This window comes from Acidovorax sp. NCPPB 3576 (assembly GCF_028473605.1).
Taxonomy (GTDB): domain Bacteria; phylum Pseudomonadota; class Gammaproteobacteria; order Burkholderiales; family Burkholderiaceae_C; genus Paracidovorax.
This window is the reverse complement of sequence record NZ_CP097267.1, coordinates 2,479,082-2,504,906: the sequence shown is the minus strand read 5'-3', so window position 1 is coordinate 2,504,906 and position 25,825 is coordinate 2,479,082. Positions and strand designations below refer to the sequence as shown.

Annotated in this window: 27 protein-coding genes and 2 pseudogenes; 26 read left to right on the top strand and 3 right to left on the bottom strand. The window is 61.7% G+C overall.

The features are described from left to right. Positions 1-47 precede the first annotated feature (47 nt). A pseudogene (locus M5C98_RS11550) lies at positions 48-338 on the top strand (ATP-binding protein); the annotation flags it as partial. 19 nt (positions 339-357) lie between these two features. Here M5C98_RS11550 and M5C98_RS11545 read toward each other — a convergent pair. After that, entirely contained in the window at positions 358-2,955 is a 2,598-nt protein-coding gene (locus M5C98_RS11545) for an AAA family ATPase (protein WP_272552893.1), read from the bottom strand. Positions 2,956-3,058: 103 nt separating this feature from the next. Here M5C98_RS11545 and M5C98_RS11540 point away from each other — a divergent pair, with 103 nt between their 5' ends. The 16 genes from M5C98_RS11540 to M5C98_RS11465 all read left to right on the top strand — a co-directional run bounded on the left by M5C98_RS11540 (position 3,059) and on the right by M5C98_RS11465 (position 16,757). Beyond that, on the top strand, positions 3,059-4,234 hold the full coding sequence (locus M5C98_RS11540) for an IS5 family transposase (protein ID WP_272548362.1): 1,176 nt from the start codon (positions 3,059-3,061) through the stop codon (positions 4,232-4,234). 816 nt (positions 4,235-5,050) lie between these two features. Continuing rightward, positions 5,051-6,001, top strand: a complete 951-nt coding sequence (locus M5C98_RS11535; protein WP_272552891.1) for a ParA family protein — start codon at positions 5,051-5,053, stop codon at positions 5,999-6,001. 21 nt (positions 6,002-6,022) lie between these two features. Beyond that, entirely contained in the window at positions 6,023-7,825 is a 1,803-nt protein-coding gene (locus tag M5C98_RS11530) for a ParB family protein (RefSeq protein WP_272552888.1), read from the top strand. A 75-nt stretch (positions 7,826-7,900) separates the two neighbouring features. Further along, on the top strand, positions 7,901-8,353 hold the full coding sequence (locus M5C98_RS11525) for a hypothetical protein (RefSeq protein ID WP_272552886.1): 453 nt from the start codon (positions 7,901-7,903) through the stop codon (positions 8,351-8,353). Next, positions 8,353-8,622 (top strand): hypothetical protein, encoded by a 270-nt coding sequence (locus tag M5C98_RS11520; RefSeq protein WP_272552884.1) that lies wholly within the window; start codon positions 8,353-8,355, stop codon positions 8,620-8,622. Before M5C98_RS11525 ends, M5C98_RS11520 begins: the two co-directional genes overlap by 1 nt. A gap of 3 nt (positions 8,623-8,625) precedes the next feature. Further along, the gene (locus M5C98_RS11515; protein ID WP_272552882.1) at positions 8,626-9,219 is read left to right on the top strand and encodes an STY4526/YPO1902 family pathogenicity island replication protein; all 594 of its coding nucleotides are present in this window, start codon (positions 8,626-8,628) and stop codon (positions 9,217-9,219) included. Between the two features lie 12 nt (positions 9,220-9,231). Continuing rightward, complete coding sequence (locus M5C98_RS11510; protein WP_272552880.1) at positions 9,232-9,834, top strand: hypothetical protein; 603 nt, start codon at positions 9,232-9,234, stop codon at positions 9,832-9,834. Next, positions 9,831-11,789: a hypothetical protein gene (locus tag M5C98_RS11505; RefSeq protein ID WP_272552878.1), complete on the top strand. Its 1,959-nt coding sequence runs from the start codon at positions 9,831-9,833 to the stop codon at positions 11,787-11,789. Before M5C98_RS11510 ends, M5C98_RS11505 begins: the two co-directional genes overlap by 4 nt. Before the next feature lie 264 nt (positions 11,790-12,053). Further along, positions 12,054-12,458: a hypothetical protein gene (locus M5C98_RS11500; RefSeq protein ID WP_272552876.1), complete on the top strand. Its 405-nt coding sequence runs from the start codon at positions 12,054-12,056 to the stop codon at positions 12,456-12,458. Then, the gene (locus M5C98_RS11495; RefSeq protein ID WP_272552874.1) at positions 12,455-13,081 is read left to right on the top strand and encodes a hypothetical protein; all 627 of its coding nucleotides are present in this window, start codon (positions 12,455-12,457) and stop codon (positions 13,079-13,081) included. Before M5C98_RS11500 ends, M5C98_RS11495 begins: the two co-directional genes overlap by 4 nt. A gap of 74 nt (positions 13,082-13,155) precedes the next feature. Next, positions 13,156-14,328: a PFL_4669 family integrating conjugative element protein gene (locus M5C98_RS11490; RefSeq protein WP_272552872.1), complete on the top strand. Its 1,173-nt coding sequence runs from the start codon at positions 13,156-13,158 to the stop codon at positions 14,326-14,328. Between the two features lie 44 nt (positions 14,329-14,372). Beyond that, positions 14,373-14,921, top strand: coding sequence for a hypothetical protein (locus M5C98_RS11485; RefSeq protein ID WP_272552871.1), 549 nt, complete (start codon positions 14,373-14,375; stop codon positions 14,919-14,921). Positions 14,922-15,000: 79 nt separating this feature from the next. Further along, positions 15,001-15,456: a single-stranded DNA-binding protein gene (locus tag M5C98_RS11480; RefSeq protein WP_272552869.1), complete on the top strand. Its 456-nt coding sequence runs from the start codon at positions 15,001-15,003 to the stop codon at positions 15,454-15,456. Positions 15,457-15,537: 81 nt separating this feature from the next. Beyond that, entirely contained in the window at positions 15,538-15,879 is a 342-nt protein-coding gene (locus tag M5C98_RS11475) for a hypothetical protein (RefSeq protein WP_272552867.1), read from the top strand. A gap of 20 nt (positions 15,880-15,899) precedes the next feature. Next, the gene (locus M5C98_RS11470; RefSeq protein ID WP_272552865.1) at positions 15,900-16,253 is read left to right on the top strand and encodes a hypothetical protein; all 354 of its coding nucleotides are present in this window, start codon (positions 15,900-15,902) and stop codon (positions 16,251-16,253) included. 99 nt (positions 16,254-16,352) lie between these two features. Beyond that, positions 16,353-16,757 (top strand): hypothetical protein, encoded by a 405-nt coding sequence (locus tag M5C98_RS11465; protein WP_272552864.1) that lies wholly within the window; start codon positions 16,353-16,355, stop codon positions 16,755-16,757. On the opposite strand, the gene M5C98_RS11460 is transcribed toward M5C98_RS11465, so the two are convergent. Then, entirely contained in the window at positions 16,741-16,956 is a 216-nt protein-coding gene (locus M5C98_RS11460) for a hypothetical protein (protein ID WP_272552862.1), read from the bottom strand. The genes M5C98_RS11465 and M5C98_RS11460 overlap by 17 nt on opposite strands. Before the next feature lie 211 nt (positions 16,957-17,167). On the opposite strand from M5C98_RS11460, the gene M5C98_RS11455 reads away from it, so the two are divergent. The 8 genes and pseudogenes from M5C98_RS11455 to M5C98_RS11420 form a co-directional block, all read left to right on the top strand. After that, the gene (locus M5C98_RS11455) at positions 17,168-19,147 is read left to right on the top strand and encodes a DEAD/DEAH box helicase (RefSeq protein WP_272552861.1); all 1,980 of its coding nucleotides are present in this window, start codon (positions 17,168-17,170) and stop codon (positions 19,145-19,147) included. 41 nt (positions 19,148-19,188) lie between these two features. Continuing rightward, on the top strand, positions 19,189-19,314 hold the full coding sequence (locus tag M5C98_RS11450; protein WP_272552859.1) for a hypothetical protein: 126 nt from the start codon (positions 19,189-19,191) through the stop codon (positions 19,312-19,314). Positions 19,315-19,383: 69 nt separating this feature from the next. Then, on the top strand, positions 19,384-20,739 hold the full coding sequence (locus M5C98_RS11445; protein WP_272547913.1) for an IS5 family transposase: 1,356 nt from the start codon (positions 19,384-19,386) through the stop codon (positions 20,737-20,739). Positions 20,740-20,775: 36 nt separating this feature from the next. Beyond that, positions 20,776-20,961, top strand: coding sequence for a hypothetical protein (locus M5C98_RS11440; RefSeq protein ID WP_272552857.1), 186 nt, complete (start codon positions 20,776-20,778; stop codon positions 20,959-20,961). Next, complete coding sequence (locus M5C98_RS11435) at positions 20,958-21,278, top strand: hypothetical protein (RefSeq protein WP_272552855.1); 321 nt, start codon at positions 20,958-20,960, stop codon at positions 21,276-21,278. Before M5C98_RS11440 ends, M5C98_RS11435 begins: the two co-directional genes overlap by 4 nt. 141 nt (positions 21,279-21,419) lie before the next feature. Then, positions 21,420-22,049 carry a hypothetical protein gene (locus tag M5C98_RS11430; RefSeq protein ID WP_272552854.1) on the top strand — a complete coding sequence of 210 codons (630 nt, stop codon included), beginning with the start codon at positions 21,420-21,422 and terminating at the stop codon, positions 22,047-22,049. A gap of 505 nt (positions 22,050-22,554) precedes the next feature. Next, the gene (locus tag M5C98_RS11425; RefSeq protein ID WP_272552853.1) at positions 22,555-23,286 is read left to right on the top strand and encodes a YopT-type cysteine protease domain-containing protein; all 732 of its coding nucleotides are present in this window, start codon (positions 22,555-22,557) and stop codon (positions 23,284-23,286) included. A 70-nt stretch (positions 23,287-23,356) separates the two neighbouring features. Next, positions 23,357-23,545: pseudogene (locus tag M5C98_RS11420) on the top strand (tyrosine-type recombinase/integrase); the annotation flags it as partial. Positions 23,546-23,722: 177 nt separating this feature from the next. Here the strand turns inward: M5C98_RS11420 and M5C98_RS11415 are convergent. After that, the gene (locus tag M5C98_RS11415) at positions 23,723-24,700 is read right to left on the bottom strand and encodes a DNA-binding protein (protein ID WP_272552851.1); all 978 of its coding nucleotides are present in this window, start codon (positions 24,698-24,700) and stop codon (positions 23,723-23,725) included. A gap of 331 nt (positions 24,701-25,031) precedes the next feature. Between M5C98_RS11415 and M5C98_RS11410 the strand changes: the two genes are divergently transcribed. Continuing rightward, a complete protein-coding gene (locus tag M5C98_RS11410; RefSeq protein WP_272552850.1) occupies positions 25,032-25,784 on the top strand; it encodes a DUF3577 domain-containing protein in 753 nt (250 codons plus the stop codon). Positions 25,785-25,825: the final 41 nt, after the last annotated feature.

The following is a 25,825-nucleotide window of genomic DNA, read 5'->3' as shown; positions in this document are numbered from 1 at the left end:
GCTTCTCACACCCTCAGCGAGACTTTGAACAGGCTCTTAGAGCCGACGGGCAAACGGTTGAGGTCCCCGGGCTCAGCGAAGGAACGCGCGACCAGCTGTACTTGGCGCTGCGACTGGCCGCGCTGGAGGTGCACTTGGCCAAGGCAAAGGCCCTTCCGTTTGTTGCCGACGATCTGTTCATCAACTTCGACGACGAGCGGTCAACGGCGGGGCTTGAGGCGTTGCGCGAGCTGTCGACGCGAACGCAGGTGCTTTTCTTGAGCCACCACGACCATCTTCTGCCGCGAGTGCAGCAGGTGTTTGGGTCAGGGGTCAATGTCGTGCAGTTACAGCGCTAAGCCAAGCGACGTGTCGCGTTTACCGCTTCTTCTGCCGCTCGACTGCCGACTTGCGCCAACCATCTAAGTCGTTGATGTCGGCAGTCATTTCGTCCAGCGACGGCGACGGGACGTTGGCGACCATCGCGCCATCGTGGCCAGTGAACGCTGAGCACCTGCCCATGCCGGCGGTGATTGCTTTCAGGTCTTCTTGCTCAACCGCAACCTTCTTCAGGCGGTTGGTCTCGACGCCCCTGCGGAAGCGCAGAACGACTTCGTTCAGCAGGATTTCTTCGACGCCACGCTCCCAGGACATGCGCAGGTCGTTGTAGAGGTCTCTGGCAAGAAGCTCATAGCCGACCTTATCTCCGGATTTGTGCCTCCGCGCACATTCGACCTGCTTGTTGCGGAGCATACCAACGCGCTGTGAGACGTTGGCGCCAGCGAAGGGCAGGGTCTCCTCGGCAACCCCGAAGCCCTCAGGCGTCTGATTTAGGGTCAGGGCCTTCGGGTTCAGGCCGAGCGCGCCGGCCTCGTGCATGAGCACATTGAGGAAGAAGATGTCGTGTGTGAAGACGACGAGTTGCCTCTCCTGCGCTTCAGCTGCGAGACGACGCGCGACGCGCTCCCGGCGGGCGTGATCGAGCGAAGAGACTGGGTCATCGAAGACGATGCCTCCCTTTCCTTTGCCGAGCTTGACTTCGGCAAGGAACGACGCGATGGCAATGGCGCGCTGCTCGCCTTCACTCAGAATATCCTGGGGAACCGCCCCGCTCTCACACTTCAGCACGAGCTTGAACGTGGTCTTGGCCTTGGTGGAGGAGGGCTGCATCGCGACGCTGATGTTGTTCACACCAAGCGCCAGAAGCTCCTCGCTCAACGCCTCCGCGACCTCTTTGGTGGCCATGGTGCTGGTGAGTTCGGTGGACTTGCGCGAAATTTGGGTCGTGGCCGTGGCCGTCGCGCACTCAGACAGCTTCGCGCTGAGCACGAAGCTATCGATGGTGGCAAGCGCCGTTGCCTTGAGTTCAGCCAGTTGGTGACGCGCTTGAAGCTCCGCCAGCTCCTTTTCCATCTTTGCGCGGGCTGCGGCGTCCCGAGATTGCTCTAACTTGGCGGCTGCCTCCCGCCAGGCCGCGACAGTCACGTTGAGTGTGTCGCACGGGTCCTCGGATAGGGTTGGGACCTGATCCCAGGTGACGCCGGACTCGACATTGACTGCCGCGCGGACGGCATCGCGACGCTCCTTGAGAGCCTTCTGTAACTCGGTGCAGCGGATTGCCAGTTCAGGGACGACTTCGAGGTCGTGCGCCAGCGTCTCATCGAAATTGAGTTCCAGCGCGGCGTCAACGATGGTCTTGAATGCAGCACCTGCTTCCTTGCGTGCGTTAGCCGCGGCTTTGGCAGCCTCGCCTTCGATGTACTGGTCAAAAACCCGCAGGCGCTCGGCGCCGGCCTCGCCTACAAGGTTCTGGCAGAGCGGGCACTTCGCATCGCCCTTGAGGTGAGGGAAGTCATGCACTGCGTGGGATGTCGCGCAGAACTGTCGTGCGGCCTTGAACATCTCCAACCAGGGGTCGCCGCCTGTGCCCTCGAGGGTGTCCATCGCTTTGAAGCTCTGAGCTACTGCTTGGGCAACCGCCTTTGCCTGGTTTGATTTATCCACCAGGGCATGCAGTTCGTCTGTCTTGGGCTGGGCGACGATGGCGACCGCTGCATTGATGCGCTGGATGAGCCCCTCGACGCGTGAGGCCTTCACGCGCAGTTCGGCCGCTTTTTTCTTCGGGTCGGCCTCACCCAGAGTTGTGGTGAGGGTCTCAAGTTGCTTGAGTTCCACCTCAGAAAGGGTTGCGAGGCGCTCGATGTCTGCCTTGAGGGTCTTGACAGAGAGGGTTTTGGCGAGGATGCCGGCCGGTGTAGGACTGAGGGCGAGCTTGGCGAAGGGCTCAAGGTTCGGTTTGCCAGCCCCTGGATCGCGCGCGATGCGATCCTTCAGCCAAGCGCACACCTTGGCGAGGCCTTCAAGGATGTCGAGCCCATAGGGCACGTAGGAAAAGTCACCTTGGTTGTCGACGTACGCGCGGGCGCAGCGAGAGTCAAAGATAGCGATGCTGGAGAGCTCAGCCGGCGAAGGTTTTCCGTCGGCCCAGTGAAGCTTGGCGTCGACACCATCGACGATGGCATCGAAATCGGCGGTTGCGGCGTCAGCGAGGATAGGGTGCTTATAGGCGTTTGGCCGGATCGCTTCAGAGCGGTCGCGAGCGCGGCAGGCCTTCTTGAGTACCCGGGTATAGCCAGATTTGCCGACGCCGTTGTCGCCATAGATCGCGGTCAGCCCAGTTGGAGCCAGAGGAAGCGTCTTCCCCGGCGCCATGGCGTTGACGTGCTGGAGGTTCTTGATGGCGTAGAGCTGAACGAGGGACTGGCCTGCTTGAGGAACAGCGATTTGGTCCTCGGTCAGTGTCCGCGCTTCGCGGCCGATGAGGTCAGGTATTCCATGAGCATCCTGGAGCAACGCCAGAATGTCTTCGAGGTCCTCGGGCGACGGCGTTGGGCGCTCGTAGAGCACAGCGATTGCATGCTGCTGCCAAGCGGGCAGCTTCGACGCCCACTTTTGGATTTCGGTCAGGATGGTCATCTGGCTGCCTCCTAACAGGCTGAAGAAATACCCCCGCTCAGCCAGCCCGGCAACCCAACCCCGGTAAGCTCACCAGTCCCTCCCATCTCCATTGCCTGACCCCATGCGCGGCGCCGACACCTTCACCGAGAGCCTGTTTTCCGTTCGCAAGCTCGACGACTTTGTCCCAGCCTCGCATCCCCTGCGTCCCATCCGCAAGATGGTCAACGCAGCCTTGGCCAAGATGGATGCCCTGTTCTCGCGCATGTACGAAGCAGACATCAAAGGCGGGCGCCCCAGCATCGCCCCCGAGAAGCTGCTGCGCGCCATGCTGCTGCAAGTGCTGTACAGCGTGCGCTCGGAGCGCCAGTTGATGGAGCAGGTGCAGTACAACCTCTTGTTTCGCTGGTTCATAGGCCTGTCCATGGACGACGAGGTCTGGGTACCCAGCGTGTTCACCAAGAATCGTGAGCGCCTGATCGAGCACGACGCCGTGATCGAGTTCTTCAACGAAGTGCTCAAGATCGCCGACAAGAAGCACTGGCTCTCGGGCGAGCACTTCAGTGTGGACGGCACGCTCATCCAGGCCTGGGCGGGCCACAAGAGCTTCGCGCGCAAAGGCGACGATGACGCGAGCGGTGATGGTCGTGATGGCAATAGTGACAACACAGATGATGGCCATGGTGCAGATGCCAAAGCCAACAGCGATGGCGGCAACTTCAAGGGCCAGCGGCGCAGCAACGACACCCACGAATCCACAACCGATGCCGATGCCCGGCTGTACCGCAAAGGCAATACCGCCAGCGAACTGCGCTACATGGGGCACACCCTGAGCGACAACCGCCACGGGCTGGTGGCCAATGCGGTAGTCACGCTGGCCGATGGCTACGCAGAACGGGAAGCAGCCAAGGCCATGATCAACGACGCCAGGCAGGCGCAGGCCGATCCCATGCGAACCATCACGCTGGGGGCAGACAAAGGCTATGACGCATGCGAATTCATTGAAGCGTGCCAGGCCATGAACGTCACGCCCCACGTGGCCCAGAACAAGTCAGGCAGAAACTCGGCCGTGCCCGAAGCCATTGCGCAAAGCGAAGGCTACGCGGTATCGCAACAAAAGAGAAAGCTCATCGAGCAAGGCTTTGGCTGGGCCAAGACCGTGGGCGGCATGAGGCAGGTGATGGTGCGAGGAATCAAGCGCGTGGACCAGATGTTCGTGCTGACGATGGCGGGCTACAACCTGGTGCGCATGCGCACGCTGGGGCAATGGGGACAGGTGCGTGCGCAGGCAGTGCATTGAGGGAAAACGGGTGCAAAGGTGGCCCCAACATGCGCAAGAACGCCTGATTGGCCGCTCGGATCCCGGGATGTGAAAGCCAGCGAGCCCGCCGACGACCGCAGGCCAGGACTGGCTTGGAATCTGGGGAGTATTTCTTCAGCCTGCTAAGGCCTGTTTATTACTTGTAAGTTAACGTGACAATGATAGCGAGGCGGGGCCAGCGAGCTTCACGTATAGCGGAATCGCAGCAATCCGTAGTAATCGCGAGCGCCTGTGCGACGGCATGCTTAACGGTAAGGCGGTGCGACAAGAATGCCCAAACCAACGACCGGGAGACGCCGTTGGCGCGTTTGGACATTTCTGTCTCCAGCGGGAGGCAACGGGCGCTGAAGGTTCCCACGCCCCCATGAAAAGGCGCAGGTTTGTGATGCGTCGTGTCCTGGGGCACGCGACGACGGCAGCGACAACAATGTCCGAACCGAATTGCGGATCGGTGACTTGGACACGATTGGCTCGCTATGACGGGAGCTCTGAAGCGACACGAAGAGGCAAACGAACGTACGGATTGGCTGTTCGGAACATCGTGTCGCGGTTACGGCCGTTTCGTGAGGGGGAATCGTGTCGGCGCGCTGTTTTGGCCCAGCTTGGCGCGAAACCAGCCAGGCGAAAGCGGCGAAAAGCAGGAGCATCGCACTAGATACGATGTATATTCTCAAGCACCTCTTTTGAGGGCAAATAATAATCAGCAATGATTATTATTGAGAATATTTAGAGCACAGCGGTTTGTTTTCTTTCCTTCGCTGGATCAGGTACATAACCTGATTCAGCGAGGATTCCATGCTCACACTCACCGTCGTCGCCACCAAGGGCGGCGTAGGCAAAACCACACTCTCAGCCAACCTGGGAGGGCTGCTGGCCGATCTCGGCTACCGCGTCCTTTTGGTCGATGCGGACGTGCAGCCGTCGCTCACGCGGTATTTCAAGCTGTCCCATGCGGCAGAAAATGGCCTCACCAACATGGTAATGGGCGGCATTTTGTCCGCCGATTGTGTGAGCCATATCGAATTGCCTCCGGAGGATTTTCCGGGAGACCATTCTCGCTTGAATGTGCAGGGTGGTTTCATGCACCTGGTCGCCTCCGATACCCGCGACGGACGGCTGCAGGACTGGCTGTCCAACCGCCTGGATCGCCTGGTGCGCATCCGCATGTCGCTCGCCAGCGCCGACGTGCAGCGCGACTATGACGTGGTGATCATCGACACGCAAGGCGCCGTGGGCCACCTGCAGGATGCCGCGGTCAACGCGGCCGACATCCTGATCGCCCCCGCCTCGCCCGACATCGTGTCGGCGCGCGAGTTTGTGGACGGCACGCTCAAACTGATGGAGCGCCTGGAGTCCTCGGTGAACATGGGGTTCACCGTGCCGGCCATGAAGGCCATCATCAACCGCGTGGAACGCACCGTGGATTCGGATGCCATGTCGGGCCTTATCCGAAACCAGTTCCTGGAAATGCGCGGGCGCGTGTCCGTCCTCTCCACCACCGTGCCTAGCACGGTCGCCTACAAGAAAGCCGCAACGGCGCAAGTGCCCGTGCACTGGATCGACCCCATCAAGGCGGGCGACGTGATGCATGCGCTTCTTTGGGAATTGATCCCCTCACTCGTCAACAAGTACGCCCCGAACCACCGAGGCGAGATCGTGCAGGCCATCCGGCCAGCACATGAGTCTCCAGCCGAGCCGGAGCTCAAGGAGGAAGCCGGCCCTGCCGGCAGCACGGCATCGGCGTGAGAAGGACGGTGGTGAAACCCCATGCCTTCGCACACCCCCGAAACGCTGACGGCGGCGCAGCGGGCCGAGCGCCTGCGCCTGAGCGGTCATGATGCCGGCCCCTCCACAACACAGGACGCCACCATGAGCACCGAAACCAAGAATCCGCCCAAGGCGAGCACCAAGAACGAGAAGTACCGCGAGCAGGCGAGGGCGGCGCTTTCCTTGCCACCCTTGCGCAACGCGACGGAGGGCCTGGACCCCCGCTCCGACATGGACATGTCGTTCTCCCTGTTCTCGGTCCACGACATCGAGCCCTACGAGTACAACCCGCGCACGCAGCCCAACCCGCTCTACGATGAGATCAAGGCCAGCATCCAGGCCGATGGCATCACCAATGCGATCACGGTGACGCGCCGCCCCGGCCAGGACAAGTACACGACCTATGGCGGTGGCAACACGCGCCTGATGATCGCCAAGGAATTGTTCAAGGCGGGCGACCAGCGCTTCGCGCGGCTGCACGTCATCGTGAAGGCCTGGGCGGGCCATGCGCGAACGATCGCGGCGCACCTGGCCGAGAACAAGATGCGCGGCGACATCTCTTTCTGGGAGAACGCCCAGGGCGTGCAGACCTTCAAGACCGAATTGGAGAAGGAACGCGGCCGGCCGCTCACGGCCAGCGAACTCAATTCCGAGCTGAAGGCCATGGGGTTGAATTTTGGCATCCGTGTCCTGCAGAACCTGGCGTTCGCGGTTGAGCATCTGGCGCCTGTCGGACCTTGGCTTCGCGCCACCGAAGTCAACACGGTGGTACGTCCGCTGGTAGGCGCGCTACACCAGTTGGGTGAGCGGCTGGGCCGGCGCGTGGAGGCACAGCAAGCCATCCAGGAGACGCTGCATCGCCACGCCAGTTCGATGGCAGCGCAGGCTGCAGCGAAGACCTTGCAACAGCAACAGGCAGGTGGCGAGGAGAAAGCGACGCCGCCGACGCTGGATGTGCCGCTGCTGGTGCAAGACCTGCACGAGACGGTGGCCACACTGCTGAAGCTGGACGCACGGGCAGTCCCGGCGATGATCTCGGCGCTGGAGTCCGATGCGCACATTTCCGCAGAGACGTTGCGGCAGGTCAAGGTCGCGCCCCCTGCGGCCGCGCCAGTTCTGGCTCCGGTGCCGACCCCGCATCAGCCGCCGCTGGCGGGCATGCTGGCCCCCGTTCCTGCGGCCCGTGCGCCGGCACCCAGTGCCGCGCCGACTGGACCTGCCGCCAGGCCCTCCGTGCCGGCATATGCCCCCGATCTCCCTGCGCCGGTCCCCGACTCGTCCCTGCTGATCGCCGAATCCCCGAATGCCGACCTGCAGGGCCTGGTGCTGGAGCATCTGAGCAATCTCAACAACGTCGTGCCGCTGCACGACATCCTGTGTGCCGTCCAGACCATGCCCTTCGGCTATCTGGCCGATCTGCCCGAGCAGGACATCGCCCATGCCAATGGGCAAGCTCTCCCCGACGCGCAGGTGGTGCTGCGCGCCGCGCTCTGGAAGGTGCTTGCGGCCCTCTCGGGCCAGTACGACCGACGCATCACCGCCACGATCACCGACGTGAACGCATCGCGCTGGACCCAGGCTGTGGCCCGCGGTCCCCAGGGCTTCGAGGAAGCGTGCCTGGAGGCGGCGACCGTGCAGGTCCAGTCCCTGGATGGTCAGCCCGCGATCGCGCTGCCCGACCTCTACCAGGTCCTGGCCGCGCCCGACGTGGGCTTCTCGCTCACCCGGCTCATGGCCGTGATGGAGCGCATCCGGCTCAACCACCCCGAGCGATTCCTGCCCGGGTGGGAGCCGCTCTTTTGATGCGAAGCGCCTGACACGTCAGGCCTGATCCACACGCGGCACTGCAAGAAAAATCGAAGCAAAAGGAGAGGTCACATGCCCGCCACGTTCGTCCACAGCGACGGCACCGAATTCATCGCCGAGGGCCTCGCCCTCGGCATCCCCATCGATCCCCGGTTGCCCGAGGACTTCGACAGCACGCCCAATTCCACACGTCCACCGTCGCACGGCAAGTGGTGGTACTTGCCGTTCATCCGCACCGAGACCATCGAAGCCATGGATGCGTTCTACGCACAGCGCACCGATGAGCACGCACCTGCGGCAAGAGAGTTCTGGCGCGAAGGTCGCGCGACGTGGCTCGCCGCCTGGCCCTCGGGCACGCGCTACGACGTGCGGTGCCTGGATGGCGGCGCATGGGATCGATCCACGAACTGGGGATCGTTTCCGACGCTGGAGCAGGCCGTGGAGTGCGCGTTGACCCAGGGCGCGAACATGAATCGCATCGTCTGCGCGACACCCGATCCGGTCGCTGCAGGAGGGACGCTCTGATGGCGGTCGAATTCTTCCTCATCGATGCGCCGCATACGGTGCCCGTCGAACACGCGGCTTGGCAGGAGGCGCTGGCACGCTGGCGCATCGCTGCCGATCGTGTCTTCAAGTGCGAGAGTTGGGACAACTCGCAGTTCGAGCGCCTGAACCATGCCGCTGTCGAGGCCAAGCAGGAGGCCGATCGCCTGGAGCAGATTGCACGCGCCGCTTGGCGCACCGCGCCGCTTGGCACACCGCCGGTGAAACCGCGCCCGGAAGGGAGCCTGTAGCCCATGCTCTCCATCACCAATCCCATGCTCAAGCGCATGCTGCTGGAGCATCTCGTGGAACACATGGATCAGGGCGGCTTCGATGCCTTGCTGGCCGCGGGCTTCGCACCCGACTTCCTCGACAGCTTGCGCCACCGGCCCGCGCGCGACCTGATCAAGATCGCGGAGACCAAGCTCGACATTCGCGTGGCACTGCCCCAACGCGCCATCGCGGACTGCCTGGATCGCCTGGACCGGCAGCGCCGCGATGCCGAACTGCGCGAATACTTCATCCGCCACGGCGCGTCCCGCCAGATGGTCTGCCAGTTCTTCAAATTGACGGCTGATGAATTCCGCGATTTGCGAGAACTGCTGGTGCCCGATGGCGTGCCCAGCGGCCGGCCCTCGATGCCGGGTGAACGGCTGCGCGACGAGATCCACCGGGTCTGGCACGACATGGAGCGATCGGGCGATCACGCGACGCAGCGCGAGCGCTTCTACGCACTGCACCAGCGGTTCCCCGATTTGCGCATCCAGGCACTGCATGCCACCGTGACCGAGTTCGACGAGGACGTGGCCACGGTCGGCGCACCCAGCAGCAACTTCGGCTCCCTCTGAAAGGAAACTCCCATGGGCGCGAACAAAGTCACCCACCTCTCCAACCGGCACGAGCGGCGCGCGCGCAGGGCCACCAGTGCCGCACCGGAAATGGCGCTCACGCCGAAGGATCTCGCGCCCATGGATGGTGGGACGGCCAGTCCACCCGCTGCCAACGACCTGCGCGGTGCGCTGCTGGGCCAGGCGGTCCTGCTCGACTGGCTTGGTCAGGCGCCCATCTCGTTTCACCGAGCCTACGTGGACATCGCCGGCGGCGTGGTGCCGGCGCTGTGGTTGTCCAGCGCCATGGCGCGCATGGTCCATGCGCCTCGGGAGAGCTTCCAAGGCGACACCTTCGTGTTCGCCATGTCTGGTCAAGAGTGCGAGCAGGAAACCGGCATCAGCCGCGGGCAGCAGGAAACCTGCCGCCGGCAGCTGATCGCAGCCGGCCTGGTCTCGGAGCAGTCCGGGCAGCGCAAGCCCATCGTCTATCGCCTGCACCTGGACGCCATCGCCCGGGCCCTGATCGAGCAGGCCGAGCCGCTCGCGCAGATGCTTCATCTGCTGGAGCCGCAGGATGCGGCAATGGACTCTGGGTTACCCGCACTACCGACAGTGCGGCAAATCGCAAAGTGATCACCGGCCTTCGGCGGATCGAATCCGCCCCCGAGCAGCCCTCGTCCCACGACGCCTTGTCGCCGGACGAGGCGCTGCGCCTGCTCGCGGCCCAGGGGTTCATCCAGTTCCACCCGGCCCTGGCCGAGCGGCTGGACAACTTCAAGGCCGCGGTGTTCCTCGGGCACGCGCTGTATTGGACACGGCACCTGGCCAAGACCGGTGCGCACCGTGGGGGGTGGTTCTTCCTCACCGCCAAGCAGTGGCAGCAGGCCACCGGCCTGACGACACGCGAGCAGACGACGGTCCGTGAACTGCTGGTGCGCGAGCAGTTGCTGACCGAGCATCTGGCGGGCAAGCCCGCACGGCTGCACTTCAAGGTCAACCTGCAGCAGCTCGCCACCTGGGCCAACCTGCCGCAGGAGCATGCTGCCCCCCAGCATGGATCACCGCTGGGCTGGGAGGCGCTTGCGCCCTGGTTCGGTCAGTGCGTGAGTTTCTACCGGCCGCTGTCGGACCTCACGGGAAGCGTCGCTGGTGGTCTGTACCTGTCCTATCTTCTGCAGCAGCAGCGTCGCGCCCTGGTCGCTCGGGCGTCATGCCGAGGGCCGCAGGGCGACGGCTACTTCCGCGTCTCCCAAGAGGACATTCGCATCGCCCTGTGCCTTGGCCCCAAGACACAGCGCAATGCGCGTGATCGGCTCAAGCGGGCCGGTCTCGTCCACGAATATTCCACCACGGTCCGGCTCAACCTGGGAGCGATCATGGCCTGCCTGCAGGGCCAGGAGCAAAAACTGCTTCCCTCCAGGGGCAGGAAGCCGCAGCAAGCGATGCATCTCGTGTCGGCCCCGGCCACGGTCCCGCCCGTGCGCAAGCCAACACCCATCGCACCGATGGCACGAGCCGTTCGCCCAGTGCCGCCGGAGATGACGGCCGAGCCGTTGCGGCGCTGGTTGGCTTCGCCAAGCAAGCACGCGGCAAAGCAGTTGCCCCTGTTCGGTCCCATGGTGGCAAGTTCGGTGGCGGGTTCGATCGGCACGCAGCCCGAAGGCAGCGCGGCCAGCATCACGCCTGTCTCGCAGGTCATGCGCATGTTCGTTCCCCGGGCATCCAGCCAGGCACTTCACCAAGGCGGTTCAAATTCCGCAGGGCAGAACGCGGTCCCGCCCGCGTCCCCTCCACGTCCCGACACGCCCGAGTGTCAATCGTTTGCCCTTTTGTCGAAACTTGAATCGACAAATGCCGAAACGTCGAAACTTGAATGCCCAAACGTCGAAACTAAATTGCCGTTTTGTCGAAACCATATAAATAAGGTATTCAATAAACCTCCAACTCCTCTTACGCGCGACCCTGGGCAGCCTCGCCCTGTGGACAACTCAGCGGTAGCGCAGGACGCGGAGTGTGGTCGTGGTCGGAGGGATGAGCATTCCCAGGACTCCCGCGAAGAGACCGCCGCGCCAGCACCAGCGCCGAAGGAACCCGTTGTCCAGCCGCAAGAGGCATCGGCGCCATCGGCAGAGCCAGCCGCCGAGACAGCAGCGCCGCTGGTGATGCCAAACCGGCTGGAGGCAGAGTGGCTCGTTGGGGTGCACAAGGTCCTGGCGACGGCGCCGCAGGCGATTCGGCAGCCGCTGCTGGACGAGTTGCAAGGGCATCTGGGCAGCAACAAGGCGATCCACAACCCACCCGCCTGGCTGCACGCCCTGGTGCGGCACCACGAAAAGGGCACGCTGGTGCTGACCATGGCCGACCGGATTGCCGCCAAGCGCGAGATCGAGCGCGAACGTGCAGCAAGGCAGGAAGCCCGTTCGGCACAGGAATGCACTGCGGCGGAACAGACTGCCGCTTCCGAGCCGCACCGCAATGACTCGGACACGGCGCTGTCCGCGCGGGCCAAGCTCGACAAGTTGCGCCAGGAGCTTCGGCAAAAGGCTGGAACGACCGGCATCCGGCGGGGAAAGGCTGGGTCACGATGAGCCGGTTTCACAGAGACCAAACCTGCGGCAGAAGCACTGGTTGCCACGTGGAGCGTTTTGCACCAAACGGCACGCCGTGCCACGTGGAGCGTTTTGCACCAAACGGCACGCCGTGCCACGTGGAGCGTTTTGCACCAAACGGCACGCCGTGCCACGTGGAGCGTTTTGCACCAAACGGCACGCCGTGCCACGTGGAGCGTTTTGCACCAGATTGCCTCAGTCACATCCAAGATCGATCATTTCAACAGAAGGGAAGAAAAAACCATGGCAAAAAAGATGACCAGCGAGCGCCTGTTCGTGGAATTACTGCACCGTCTGGGCAAGTACAGCGATGCACTGATGCTTCATACCGCGCTGCGGGAACAAGCGGATGTCGCAGAGTGGAAGACTGCGATCACCCAGGTTTCGCAGTTCGCGCTGGACGGTCAGATCAACAAGTGGCAAGCGCAGCGCGCACTGGACCGCCTTACCCAGTTGGGCCTGATAGAAGTGCGTATCCACACCAAGACCGCAACCCATATCAAGGTGGACCGAGATGCCGTCATGGAACTGCTTCAGCAGCCCGTTTCCAACCTGCTACCCGGCATGCGCGGCAAAGACTTCGCGTTCCTGCAAGCCTGGAATGAGTCTGCCGCCGCGGCTGCGTCCGCCGTCGAGGATGCCGCGTGATGCTGCATATCGGTGTTTTTCGCCCCTGCCTGCGGTGGGCCGGCGCCATCCTCGCCTCGGCCGGCGCGGCATCCGCCATGGCCGCCACCGCCAGCCAAGCCGAGTTCAAGCTCTCGTCCTTCTTCTTCGAGGCCTCGTGCTCTGCCGATGGGCAGTTCCAAGCCCAAGACGCCTGGTTGATGTACTTCATGCCGCAACTGATCCTGGTTCTTGTCGCAGGCATGGTGATCCTTGAACTCGCGTACCACATCATCCAGCGCGCTCGCGAAGGCTGGCCCGCCAACGATTGCAAGCTCTCGTTCTGGCCCTGGCTACGACTGAACTTGCCGCCCGCCGTCGCCAGCGGTGCGCTGGCAACCGCACCCGCATTTTCGATGCTGGCCTACTTTGCGCTCACCGGCCGCATCGATCCGGTCGATCCTGTCCTGGTCATCCTCGGCCAATGCACTTCCGCCACCTCGTTCACCCTCACTCCGGGCTGGAGCGCGCTCTTCATCACGATGGTCGGGCTGTCTTTCCTGCTCGCATGGCTCATGACGTTTCGGGTATTCCCAGTCATGCAGAAAGCCATTCGGCGCCGCATTCGCAGGAGGATGGCTCCCGGCACACCGGCCCACCACTGAGCTACCGGCCAACCGTCCCGGTCCCGCTTTCTTCATCGACAACCCCTCTCACCCCTCAAATCAAGGAGGATCCCATGGCCAAAGCCACAAAGAAAAACGCTTCGTCGAACGCCATCGCCGCGGCCACCGTGCCCGCACCCGTCCAGAACAGCACGATCCTGGCGCCACCCCGGTCACGCCTGACTTTCTCCACCGAGCCCAATTCACCCTTCCAGGACGGCTACTCCATCTCGGGCGAGGAGTCCGTGCTGGCCGAATTCCTCGCGGGCGACATGCCTGAATCCGACCCGCTGTATGACCGCTACGTCGAACTGGAAGACCGCAAGGATCGCTTCGAGCGCATGCAAGCGGACTTCAAGACCCGCCGCGGTGCCGACCCGCTCGTCATGCCCAAGGAGTTCTTTTCCATGCTGGAGGTGGGCAATCTGGTCGATACCGATGTCGACCAGATGTCGGTCCACACCAAGGAAGCCATCCGCATGTTCATGGGGCGCACTCGCGAGCCCGGCAAGGAAGCGGCTCCCATCATCGGCGGCAAGCGGATCGCGGCAGCGCTGCGCAACCTGTGGATGCTCACGGCCAATGACAACCCCTACGCAGACTGGGCGCTCCTGCGCCACGAAGACTCCATGCAGCAGGTACAGCGGCGTCTGGCCCGCGAATCCAAGGAAGCCTTGGGCGTGCTGGAGGAGCAAAAGCGCAAAGGCCTGACCTATTCGCTGCTGCAATCCTCCCAGCCGCAAGTGCTTAACCTGGGCTTTCGCTCGCCTTATGGCTACGCCGTGTCCAGTCTCATCGTGGACTTCGACCATTACGTCCGTGTGCAAAAGACGCTCGCTCGCAAGAACCTGCGCTCCGACGATCAGACGCGCCAAGCCATCTCGGAGATCACTCGATTCATCCGCCGCGTTTTCAACGAAACCGCGCGGTTTGATCGCTGGCTCACGCGCGAGGAAGTCCGAGGTCTGTGCCGGGCGGACTTCGTACCGGAGGCGGGTGGCGATGCCAGCGTGCAAGCGGCCAAACGCCTGGAGTTCGCCACCGAGGTGTTCGGCGCGGTGCCGGCTGACGTCTTCACCACCAAGCTGCAGCCACGCCACTCGCGCCGCCGCATCCAGATCACCGCCGTGGAGCGCCAGTTACTACAGACGGTCGGCGCCAGATTGGCCCAGGCCGAGCAGGCCGATGGTTCTACCGTGACCGAGGGCGCTTCCGATGCTGCACAGACAGCGGAAGTGGCTCGCTGATGCCGTGGGCCGGACTCTGGGGCACGCCCGTGAATCGCGTTGCCGTGACCGCCGTCGATGATGAAAGGGCTGCGGTGATGAAAGGGCGTGTGGATGAAAGGGCTGAACAAACCACGATGCAAGTGGAGCGTGTTGTCAATTCAGTCGAGTGGGCGCGCGAATCGCTCAAGGACGAGACGTGTCAAGAACGAGCTGACACAAAGGCCTTTACGGGTAAGGGCACCCGCCAGGAGCTGCGCCAACTGATTGCCGAGATCGACCGGCTGGAGCAAGCCATGCGTGAACTGGCGAGCGTTGTCCGCCAAGTCCCTGGCGCATCCATCTACCTGATGCTGCACCACAAGCGTTCAAACGGCTACACGTTCCTGCGCTGGCGCGAGCTGGGGGCCGGCAAGCGGCACCTGTCCTGGACCGACGTTCAAACCTTGCTGCAATCGCGGGAGGCAAGTGTTCGTGCCTGGTACGGCCAAGCCTCCGAGCAGGCCCTGTCGCTCAATGCGCAGCATCTGACCGCGCGCAAGCGCATCCGTGCCCTGCGGTACATCTTCACCCGGGCGCAGCAGCCGGTGTACGCCCGCCGCATTCCCGGATGAATTATTTCCGGATGACTTCCAACCGCCCCAGGCTTGGTGCAGCCAGGGATCGGACATTCAACGCACTGTGGAGAAACTGATGCAGAACCTTTTTATCGGCAAGGGCAACCTGGCCAAGCCGCCCACGCTGGAACGCAACATCTCGCGCAAGACCGGCGAGGAGTTCATCGTGGCCAAGATGCGGGTCATGTTCAGCCGCTATGGGCAGAACACTCATGGCGACTTCGAGCAGGTCGGCGGCTTCTGGCGCGAGGTGGAGATCTACGGCAACAAGGCCGAGGCCTGCGCGAGGTTCCTCAAGACGGGCGCGCGTGTCCTGGTGGTCGGCGAGGAGCGTGACTTCATGGCCAGGGACGAGGCCGGCAACGAGGTACAGGTCATCAAGATCGTGGCCGAGGACGTCGCGCTGCAGCTGTCGCGCATCGAGTCGATCCAGTTCACGCCGTCCCGTGGGCAGCAGCAAGCGCCCAACCAGGGGGGTGACCAAGGCGAATATCAAAACCAGCCGCAGGAATTCGACGACATTCCCATGTGACCCTCAGCACTCAGTAACTCACCTTTCCGGGTAAACGTCGCCAATACGAAACCAAAAATCAACCGGAAACAGGAGTCGAATATGAGTGAAACAGTGGACGACATTCAGGTCGTCGATTCTCTCGGTAAGTTCGATGAAAATGCCTGGAGTGGCATTTGCAAAAAACTGGCAGACCAGGCCTTCAAGGGATGTGGGCTCTCGCATGACTATTACGTCAAGCGCTTCAGTGCGGAAATCGACAATGCACTGAAAAGTATTCCTGCGGAATTTCATCCGCAGGCATTGATGGCGGCACAGTTTTTCGACTATGCGTCGATCGATGAAATACAGGAAACCGAGCAATCGAATGCCGATAACGGATTTTGTGCCCATGGAATCGATGAGGACTGCTGTCCCCACGGTTGCGGCGATCGCGGTGGCTGATTTCAAGACAGGAGTCGAAGATGAATTCTGAATCAGCACAGGACTTTCGGACCATCGATGACCGAGGACGTTTCGATGAGACCGCCTGGCGCAATATCTGCGCGCGCACGGCCGTTGCCGCCTCCAAGGATTGCCGTCAGTTTTTCGATCAATACGTCAAAGCGTTCAGTGCCGGCGTCGATGCGCTGCTCAAAACCATTCCTGCGGAGTTTCACCCAGTGGCCTTGGAAATCGCCGCCCAGTGGGACTATGCCCAAACGCCCAACGACATCGCAGCGGGAATTCGTGAGCACAACCGGGCGGTTATGGAACGGATTCGGGCTTTGGGTCCGTCAGTCTCGACCGATGAAAATCAAGGTGCGCGCGCTGATTAAAATGTGACAGCGGCGTTTGCGTTGAATTAAATAGTCAATTGCAGGCGGTGAAATACACGCCAAAGCCTGCGATCCCTTTGTTATCGAAAGAAGTTTTTCATGAATACCACCACTCCAATCACGGTCCAAGACAAAAAGGCTGCTAGAGAAGCCTACTTTGCTGGCAAGCGGCGCGAAGATTATATGGAAGATCTCCGCAATCAATCGATCGCCGCTTTCCTTGTGAGCCATTTTGATGCCTTCGAGCAATGGCTGGAAGAAAACATCCAGGATGTAGAGATCAAATGTGCATGCGTCGGCTTTATTGGACGGGCCGAATCGCAAGCGGACAAATGCCGCGCCATCCTCGAATTCTCGGAACAAATGGCTGCATTGCGAACAGAACGTAGCAATGCAGCCATGGAAATCTATGGAGAGAGAATCAGGAGTTCCACCATGCAGGCAAAACTTGACCGGCTGTGGGCCCTGGGTAAACCGAAGCCGGAAATCATCTCTGAAGCCTGAAAGGAGCCAGCTCCAGGTCGGTGATGTCCTCAAGGACTTGCTCGTATAAATCAGCCACTTCAATAGCTTTATCGTCATCCTCGGTTTCACGCGCTTCGACCCATGCGTGGAATTTTCTCAAGGTATTACCGATTTTCTGCTCCAGTAACGCCAAATCCTCCAGCGTGGCGGGTTGAGTGTTCTTGGGCTTTTCGTTCATGGAAGAAATCCTCATAAAGGTTAGGGTAGGGAAGGGTGGTTGCCGGGCTTGCGACCCATGTGGCAACCGCCGCGATCATAGCCGAGGGTTTCTTCCACCCTTTTCCTCAATATCCGATTGCGTTTGGCTTTGGTTTTCTCGGGCTGAACGCGGTTTGGCCATTTATTCGATTCGATAATCGATATCGCGCATGAACATTCTCCCCTCGCATATGCCGAACCTGGAACCCGTCTCCCTGCGCGCTCCGGATCTGCTGATCCAGGCCGTCTCGGATGGCAGGCGCATTGGCCTGCAGCTGCATTACATGGCTGGAATGGGGCGCACCCTGCAGCAAGCCGGCGCCTGGTGGGTCGCAGGCCGGCGCATGTGGGCGCAGGAGCAGGCCGATCCCGAGCAGCTGGTGCATTGGCTGCGCGCGGTCTATCGCGGCCAGCATGTGGATCTCGATGACGCTCTGCCGTTGCTGCGCGCTGCCGTGGCATCCCCAGAGTCGGATTACTTTTCGCAGCTGCTTGACGTGCAAGTCTTTCCGCTCGCCAAGGGCGACATGACCCGGGGCCGGCATGCGGTGAGCTTCGCCTTCGACACGCCCTGCGTGCGGGCCGTCAAGGCGCTGCAGGGCCACTTCCATCGCCATGCCTCTGCCTGGCAGGTGCAGGGCAGTACATCGGAGATCTTGGATACGCTACGCGAGTTCGGGGGCGTGGTGCCCGAGTTCGTCTTCGTCCATGAGCAGCCGGTCGTCCTGGAGGACCTGGTGGGCTCCACCTCGCAGGCCTCGCCCATCCAGGTGCCCGCTGCCCGTCCGGAATTCGGTGACAGTGGCCCGGGCGAAGCCAAGGGCGTGGCGTTCATGTCGGCCGAGCTGGATGACGGCGTGGACGTGGATATCGACGAGACCGAGCTGGCTCGCATGGCTGTGCATGCCGGGCTACGCGACTACCAGGTCGCCGGTGTCCGGCACCTGGCCTCGCAGACGGGCGCATGCCTGGGCGATGACATGGGCCTGGGCAAGAGCCGCCAGGCCGTCGTGGCTACGCGCATGGCTGCGGGGGAGGGCAGGGTGCTCATCCTGTGTCCTGCGTCGCTGCGCATCAACTGGGAGCGGGAGATCCGGGCGGTGTACCCGGATGCGATCGTGGGCATGGTCGGCGAGGACCGCATGGCCACCTTGCACGGTTGCGAGTGGATCATCGCCAACTATGAGCGCCTGGGAGGCCTGGTGCGCGAGACGGATCTGTCGTTCGCGGTGATGGCGGTGGACGAGGCCCACTACCTGAAAGAGCATCACGCTGGCCGCACGCGCAATGCCTTCATCATGGCCACGCGCATCCCGCGCCGATATGTCATCTCGGGCACGCCGCTCTTGAACCGCGAGATCGAACTGCACACACTGCTGCGGCTCACGGGCCATCGGCTGGGGCAGATGCCGCTGAAGGACTTCCGTGGTCAGTTCACGGGCTCGCGCGAGAAGAGGACGCTGCTCGCAGGGGCCCTCAAAGGGTGGATGCTGCGCCGGCGCAAGGACGTTCTCAAAGACCTGGGAACCAAGAGCCGCCAGGTGCGGTACATCTCGCCAGCCGAAGGTCTGGGAGCCTACAAGGCGATCCACGACGACATGACCCTGCAGGCCATGCCCAAGATCACCAAGCTGCGGCAAGCCCTGGAGGCGCTCAAGACGCCCTTCCTGATCGAGACGGTGGAAGGGCTGTCCGAGGGCGACAAGATCATCGTGTTCTGCGAGTACATGGCGACTGTGGAGGCCATGAAGGGCGCCTTCGCCGCAGCCGGCATCCAGTGCGTGACGCTGGTGGGCAGCGACACGGCCACCAAGCGCCAAAAGGCTATCGATGCCTTCCAGAACGATCCAGCGGTCACCGTGTTCATCGGCACCACGTCCGCGGCCGGCGTGGGCATCACGCTGACAGCGGCGAATTACGTGGCTTTCGCATCGCTTCCCTGGACGCCGGCACTCATGCGCCAGGCCGAGGACCGGGCCTACCGCCTGGGGCAGCGCCGCAACGTCATGGTCATCGTGCCGCTGATCGCAGGCACCCTGGACGAAGGTGTCTGGAAACTGCTCGATCGCAAGCAGGAAACCGAGCGTGACGTGGTGGAGCCGGAGATGGCTGGACCAGGTGGTGCAACGGCTACGGCCGCCGAGTCACCCTGGCTGGCCGCTGCCGCGTAGGACCGCAAATACCACTTCAACGCTGAAACAGGAAAGTTCTCATGGGGTCACCGGATCACCGATGCGAGGAGTTCGACCTGGCGGCAGATGCCTGGGAATGGCTGCATACCGAGTCCGCCCTGAACAACCCGCAAGTCATTGATCTGGTGTGCAGTTTTGCTGATTGATGGGCGCGGGATTTGCAAGGTATGGTTTTGCCAGTACCTGTTTTCTTGCAAATTCCTCCGAGGAGTTCGATGGGCCCGAAGCCTTCGCGGCCGCAGAGCGGCGAGTTGTTCATCTCCCGGCTGGACGAGTTGATCAACATGCGTCACCCGCTGGTCAAGCTGGCCGCGTTGATCGACTGGACAGAGATCGAGCGCACGTTCGCGGCCTCGTTCACATCCGGCCGTGGCCGGCCCGCCTTGCCCCCGCGCTTGGTGGCGGGGCTGCTGTACCTGCAGCACACCTTCGACGCCTCCGATGAGGCCGTGGTGAACACCTGGGTGGAGAACCCGTACTGGCAGTTCTTCTGTGGCGAGACCTACCTGCAGACCGAGTCGCCCATCGACCCGTCCAGCCTGACGCGCTGGAGAAAGCGCATCGCAGAAGCAGGCGTGGAGACGCTGCTGGCGGCCAGCATCGAGGCGGCCCGGCGTGGTGGCGTCATTCAGAAGACCAGCACACAGCAGGTGATCGTGGACACCACCGTCATGCCCAAAGCCATTGCACACCCCACCGACAGTCGGCTGCTGGACAAGAGCCGCCAGCACCTGGTCAAGGTGGCAGAGGACAACAGCCTGCAACTGCGCCAGAACTACAACCGGGTGGCCCCGCGCCTGGCCGTGCAGATCGGTCGCTACGCGCACGCCAAGCAGTTCAAGCGCATGAGGAAGGCCGTGCGCACGCTGCGCACCCGGGTCGCCCGCGTGCATCGAGAGGTCACCCGCCAACTGCAAACGTTGCCCGAATCGGCCCAGGCCAAGGTGCAGGACCTGCTGCAGCGCACCGGCCGCATCCTGGCCCAGGCCCCCAAGGACAAGCACAAGCTGTACGCCCTGCACGCACCCGAAGTGGAGTGCATCAGCAAGGGCAAGGCAAGGACACCCTACGAGTTCGGCGTGAAGGTCAGCATCGCCACCACGCTCAAGGAAGGCCTGGTGGTGGGCATGCGCTCCATGCCGGGCAACCCCTACGACGGCCATACCCTGGCCGAGACACTGGAGCAGGTGGGCATCCTCACTGGCACGGACAGGCCGCCGGCCACAGCCATCGTGGACAAGGGCTACAAGGGCGTGCAACTCGACGGAGTACGCATCCTGATGTCAGGCCAAAAGCGAGGCATTACCCGAACACTCAAGGCCATGATCCGCCGGCGCAGTGCCATCGAGCCGGCGATCGGGCACATGAAGATGGACGGGCGCCTCGCCCGCAATCCGCTCAAGGGCGCGCTGGGTGATGCGCTGCATGCGGTGATGTGCGGCGCCGGGCACAACCTGCGTCTGATCCTGGCCGCGCTGCGGCTTCTGTGCGCCCGATTCGGGCTGTCCATGCAGGCGGTCATTACTGCAATGATCCCCGTAGCGCATGAACTCCGATCTGCCTGCAGCTGAAAACGGGATTGTTCAGGACGGACTACCGAAGGGTTCGTGGCCACCTGGGATCACCTGGCATTCGAGCATCCAGATGGCCGCCAGGCCCGCCTGTTCCTGCCGCGGGGAGAGAGGCCGGATGAGACGGCATCGATCACGATTTTTGAAAGCCGGGCCAAGCGATTTGGCTTCGGTTGCAGGGATTACCGCCTCAGCCCTTTTGAATCACGGCGCAATCAATGAAAAATACCGATACAGAGGAAATCACCTACAGCAAGGTCTATCACGTCAAAGGATGCCCGCACTGCGGCGCCAAGCCAGTATTGACTGCGATCGACAATGGCTTTGAACTCGATTGCCTGCAGCACCGCGATTTCACGGTGCGCTCTACGGAATACATCGTCCGTTGGGTTGGCTCTGAGGTTCTTGACACGCCAGTGCTTGAGAAGCGAACTCCCGACGAAGCACTGTCTGAGTTGATCGACGATTGGAATGACAACCGCGACTATGAAAAAGCTTGGCGCAGACCGGAACATGCTGGAATCCAGTCAGTCATATGAAGTCTCCGTCGATGCATTTACGAAGTGCGATTTATGAAATTCCGCGACTACTCGCTTCGCAAATTAGCAACCTATTTCGCTTAAATTCTTTTTTTATGATTAATAACGATAATGCTACTGTTCTTCAAAAGGAGCGCTTACATGGGTCAATGTGCATCGACTGGGAAATCAGGTTCTACTAGTCACAACTCTTATTATTCAGCGGCCACTTCGCCCACCTCATCTCCGGAGCGACAGCCTACGGCAAGAAGCCATGACGAAGGGGTACTCGCCGGATTGTCAAGACGAAATAATCAAGCAGGAAATGCTACCCGCGGTGACCGCGCAACCCATGTCGTAGACTTCTCTGCGTCACAAGTAGAGCAGCAAACTATTACCACGCCTGGTCAAACACTACGAACGTCGGCATTGGATCTCTGTACTGGCGTTGCTGTCGGCGGTGTTCGATACAACCATGACGGAAGCATTTCCGATAGTTCTGTATCAGTTTTTCATGTGCTGCCAAATGTGCGAATGCCCGGTGTTGCAGTAGCACGGCAAATCAATGAGTTGCGATCAGCTGGTTTCAACGTGAATGCGTACGTTGCTGGTGGCGATGGCACTTCTCAGGCAGGGCGACAACAGCGCTCTGCCATGGAGGGAATGCTGCAGGGCATGGATGTTCCTTACCAGTCGGGCCCTCTTTCCGATGGTCAAAGCTCACAGTACCTTTCAGCGGCGATTCAAGAAAGCGGGGAAATCGATTACGAGAATTCACGCGGCAGCTATTGAAATTGCGTCGGCCCAACAACACTACTTCGTCGAACGCGAGCCAGCCGCAAGGGCCTCCAGGCGACCACGCAGCGTAGCTGCTTCCTCCCGCGCCTGATCGCGCTCGGCCTGGGCCGTTGTCTGCCTCTCCGCCTGACGTAGCGCCTCGGCAGCGACGGTCTTGCGCTGCTCCTGGTGCAGCTGCGCCGCCAACTCGGCCGATCTTTTTCAGTCTCGCGAAGCCGCGCGCCATGCATACTGATGGCACATCCACCATGGGCCGCTTCGCACGCCAGTTCAACGGTTCGCGCTCGTCATGGTTTTTCCGCGGAAAAGAATCTGAAATTGGTCTCCTTTTAATTTGGGAGATGAATAAAACTATGGGCAATTACATTGGCGGTAGCGTTTCACATGCTCGCCACTACAGGCACCCCCCACGGAACCTGCTCCGGACGGCACGGCCGTAGGCAATCCAGAAAGCGGAACTAGCGGGTATTCAACCTCTCTCCTGAACCGTACGCAGGCATTGCAGAAATCCGAACATGCGCTAGCGCCTCGGAGTCAACTGCTGCCCGGAAAATTGCCAAACAAGACTGGCGGCTGTGCGAGCAAGCCAGATACCGAGGAGGGAAGGTTCAACAGTTCAAGCTCTGCCAGTTCCAGCACAAACTCACCGGCCAGGCCGAGTACCTCCGTATTCGAATACAGAACGGCTGAACTCTCAGAAGCGAATGTAGATGGCATCTGTGTTGGCCTCACAGCGGAATGGCTGCTCAATCTCAACAACGGTGCGTCCAATCGGATGGCCGCGTTGAGGCCAGGCTCGGAAAGCCACGCCTCTGCTGGCATGCGGCAGCAGCAGTATCAAGACCTGAAGGATTCCCTGCGAAGGCAAGGAGCAAGGTCCGCTCAAGCAGATTTCCAAGCACAAAACACCATGCTGCAGGAAGCCGGATTGGCTCCATCCGGAAAGGAAAAAAAATATCGATACGGCGAGCCTTCAAGCTTCTCGCGCATGCTGGACAAGATCACTGCGGATGGATCGACGCATTTGCTCAGCCTTTACTTCGCCGAAGGTGGCGCACACACGGTCGCGACGCAAGCGTTGAATGGCATGACCACGCTCTTTGATCCCAATTATGGGGAATTCACTGTTCGGTCGAGTGAGATGGACTCATTTTTTCAAAGCCTTAGCAACCGCTATCGAAATCCCAACGGACAACATCTATCGACAGTCACCACGCAAACGATGCACTGACTGACTGGACAGCATAGATGCATATCAACAAGGGACACGCACGAAGCCTGGACTTCGCCCCTTCGTTCAAGAGCTGCGTCGGCGGGCCAGCCCTCACTGTGTGAGGCACACCTATGCCACCCATGCTCTGGAGCGCGGGGTGGACCTCACCACGGTGCGCGACAACTTTCGTCACGCCTCCCTGTCGACCACCTCGATCTACCTGCACACCGACGAGGAGAAGCGGGCACGGCAACTCGGGCAGGCCTTTGCCGGGCGGGCGCGCGGACCCTGGCGGCAGCTACCTCACGGAAAAAAATTGACTTCGGGCTTCAATGCCCAGTCCTGCAAATCCCAATGCAGTAAAGGGGGAGTCGTGGGAAGCTCACCACCACAATAAAACATCGTGGTGTTCCAGCGCTTTTAGCCGACCGAGCAGGGACACGCGCTTTCCCGGCTACTTTTGTGAGCGTGAGCCAGCCTTAACGCCCTCCAGACGGCCGCGCAACGTAGCGGCCTCCTCCCGCGCTTGGTCGCGCTCGACCTGGGCCGCTGTCAGCCGCTCTGCTTGCCGCAGAGCCTCTGCAGCGATGCCCTTGCGCTGCTCCTGGTGCAGCTGCGCCGCTACTTCGGCGCCGGCCTGCAGCTTGGCCAACTCGGTGCGCGCTTGATCCCGCTCCTCGCTTGTTGCCTTCGCCGCCTTTTGCGCCTGATCCAGGGCCGAGCGTGCCTGGTCAGCCGACAGATTGGCCCGCTCCAGATCCGCACGCAGTTCATCGGCACGGCGCTCGATCTCCGTCGCTCGACTCGTCGCCCCGGCCAACTCGGTGCGCAGAGCTTCGATTTGAGCGGCATGGACCGTGACCAAAGCCTGGGCCTTGTCTCGCTCGGCACGCACCTGCAGGGCGTCGCCATGGGCGCGATCAAGCTCGATGCGCAGTTCACCGGCACGGGCGTCCGCCTTGGCCGCGCTCGCGTTCGCCACCGCCAGCTTGTTCCGTAGATCGTCAGCCTCGGCCCTCGACGTGACCAGCAGTTCCTGGAAGGCGTCGCTTCGGGCCTTGGCCTCGTCCAGTTCTGCAGCGAGCGCGTTGGCCAACTCCTCTGCCTCGAGGCGCGCAGCCTGCGCCTGGTCGCGCACGACTTCCAGGTTATGTCTCTCCGCGGCCAGCCGGCCGTTGGCCGTCTCCAGGGCCAGGGACCACAGGTCGCCCGCCAACTCCCCGAGCTTGTCGGTGAACGCCGGCGGCGCCGGCTCCACGGCGGGCGTCTTTCGCGCAGTCTGCCGGGCGCGCCATTCCACCATCGCTTCGGAGATTGTCGTGAAGCTGCCGCTGCCCAGCTGCTTGCGCACCGCCGCCAGGGTGGGACTGACGCCGGCTGCGTCGAGTCCATCGGCTACCGCGTGAATCTGATCCTTGGTGATTGCTGCCATGTGCTTTGCTCTAATGTATGTTGTATTTTGTATGATACTACAACATACAAATAATGTTGAATGCTTTTAGCCCGTGCCAGCGGGATGTTTCGGCGCGCGGCGGCATATTGACAATCGAGGTCGGTTTGAATAACGTTCGCCCCGTGAACTGCCGAAAGGCAACACAGAAGCGCCTCAACTCCTGAGAGGCGCTCGAATCGACTCCCAAGGTCGATTCCGGAGTACCTTCATCCTCGTAACCCGGACAGGGAAATCATGTTTCCCTGTCCTCAGCCGCAAGGCTGTGGGTTGGGTGCGTGATTTCCTCAAGTTCATCTTTTTGGAAATCACCATGACTGCAACCACCCAAGGCAACGACTATTTCAATCTGCATACCAACGGCATCGGTTACCTCAACCGCGTCCGCTGGGTTGAAACCAAGAATGGCGGCCGCCGTGCCGACACCTTTCTGGCATGCAGCATTTCCGCCTTGCGTGGAGATGCAGACAAACCTGACTACACCTACTTCGATCTTCGGGTCAGTGGGGACGAAGCCATCGACATTGTCGAAAGACTGGGAGTCGATGTTCGGGAACAGCGCAAGGTCGTCGTGTCCTTTCGGATCGGCGACATCTACCCTCACCTGTACGAACGCGATGTGCTGGATCAGAACCGTCGCAAGACGGGTCAAAAGGAGATGGCTACCCTCATCAAGGGGCGCCTGCTTCTGATCAACAGCATCACCATCGACGGCGAGAACGTGTACCGCCGTGAGGCGGATGCACCTCAAGACGACCTGCAACCCGGTTACGACGAACCGTCGCAAGGGGAGGGGGTCGATCAAGAGTGGCACGAGCCAGAGCAAGAGCAAAGGCTGGAGCAACCGGCGCCAGCGCCGGCGGCACGGCCTGCAGAGCGCTCCTCGCAGCACGCTGCCCAGCAGCCACGCCAACAACGTGGCCCAGTGAACCGCCCACCGGCTCCACCACGGCACCCACAGGCTGCCCGCCCACCCGCTGCACCTCCTCAAGGAAATGCAGCGTACAACGCGGGCTATGCAACGGGAAGGGCTGTCCGCAGGACCGTCGATTCCGCCCCTGCCTGATTCGCCATAAGCCCTCAAACCCCTGAACCTGCGTTGCAGGC

Excerpts from the sequence above, each read along its gene's own strand:
- M5C98_RS11530 (WP_272552888.1), top strand. The coding sequence starts at position 6,023 with ATGCCTTCGCACACCCCCGAAACGCTGACGGCGGCGCAGCGGGCCGAG.
- M5C98_RS11465 (WP_272552864.1), top strand. The coding sequence starts at position 16,353 with ATGAATACCACCACTCCAATCACGGTCCAAGACAAAAAGGCTGCTAGA.
- M5C98_RS11535 (WP_272552891.1), top strand. The coding sequence starts at position 5,051 with ATGCTCACACTCACCGTCGTCGCCACCAAGGGCGGCGTAGGCAAAACC.
- M5C98_RS11545 (WP_272552893.1), bottom strand. The coding sequence starts at position 2,955 with ATGACCATCCTGACCGAAATCCAAAAGTGGGCGTCGAAGCTGCCCGCT.
- M5C98_RS11470 (WP_272552865.1), top strand. The coding sequence starts at position 15,900 with ATGAATTCTGAATCAGCACAGGACTTTCGGACCATCGATGACCGAGGA.
- M5C98_RS11540 (WP_272548362.1), top strand. The coding sequence starts at position 3,059 with ATGCGCGGCGCCGACACCTTCACCGAGAGCCTGTTTTCCGTTCGCAAG.
- M5C98_RS11450 (WP_272552859.1), top strand. The coding sequence starts at position 19,189 with ATGGGGTCACCGGATCACCGATGCGAGGAGTTCGACCTGGCGGCAGAT.
- M5C98_RS11455 (WP_272552861.1), top strand. The coding sequence starts at position 17,168 with ATGCCGAACCTGGAACCCGTCTCCCTGCGCGCTCCGGATCTGCTGATC.
- M5C98_RS11490 (WP_272552872.1), top strand. The coding sequence starts at position 13,156 with ATGGCCAAAGCCACAAAGAAAAACGCTTCGTCGAACGCCATCGCCGCG.
- M5C98_RS11525 (WP_272552886.1), top strand. The coding sequence starts at position 7,901 with ATGCCCGCCACGTTCGTCCACAGCGACGGCACCGAATTCATCGCCGAG.
- M5C98_RS11435 (WP_272552855.1), top strand. The coding sequence starts at position 20,958 with ATGAAAAATACCGATACAGAGGAAATCACCTACAGCAAGGTCTATCAC.
- M5C98_RS11510 (WP_272552880.1), top strand. The coding sequence starts at position 9,232 with ATGGGCGCGAACAAAGTCACCCACCTCTCCAACCGGCACGAGCGGCGC.
- M5C98_RS11480 (WP_272552869.1), top strand. The coding sequence starts at position 15,001 with ATGCAGAACCTTTTTATCGGCAAGGGCAACCTGGCCAAGCCGCCCACG.
- M5C98_RS11445 (WP_272547913.1), top strand. The coding sequence starts at position 19,384 with ATGGGCCCGAAGCCTTCGCGGCCGCAGAGCGGCGAGTTGTTCATCTCC.
- M5C98_RS11515 (WP_272552882.1), top strand. The coding sequence starts at position 8,626 with ATGCTCTCCATCACCAATCCCATGCTCAAGCGCATGCTGCTGGAGCAT.
- M5C98_RS11415 (WP_272552851.1), bottom strand. The coding sequence starts at position 24,700 with ATGGCAGCAATCACCAAGGATCAGATTCACGCGGTAGCCGATGGACTC.
- M5C98_RS11520 (WP_272552884.1), top strand. The coding sequence starts at position 8,353 with ATGGCGGTCGAATTCTTCCTCATCGATGCGCCGCATACGGTGCCCGTC.
- M5C98_RS11410 (WP_272552850.1), top strand. The coding sequence starts at position 25,032 with ATGACTGCAACCACCCAAGGCAACGACTATTTCAATCTGCATACCAAC.
- M5C98_RS11500 (WP_272552876.1), top strand. The coding sequence starts at position 12,054 with ATGGCAAAAAAGATGACCAGCGAGCGCCTGTTCGTGGAATTACTGCAC.
- M5C98_RS11475 (WP_272552867.1), top strand. The coding sequence starts at position 15,538 with ATGAGTGAAACAGTGGACGACATTCAGGTCGTCGATTCTCTCGGTAAG.
- M5C98_RS11430 (WP_272552854.1), top strand. The coding sequence starts at position 21,420 with ATGGGTCAATGTGCATCGACTGGGAAATCAGGTTCTACTAGTCACAAC.
- M5C98_RS11460 (WP_272552862.1), bottom strand. The coding sequence starts at position 16,956 with ATGAACGAAAAGCCCAAGAACACTCAACCCGCCACGCTGGAGGATTTG.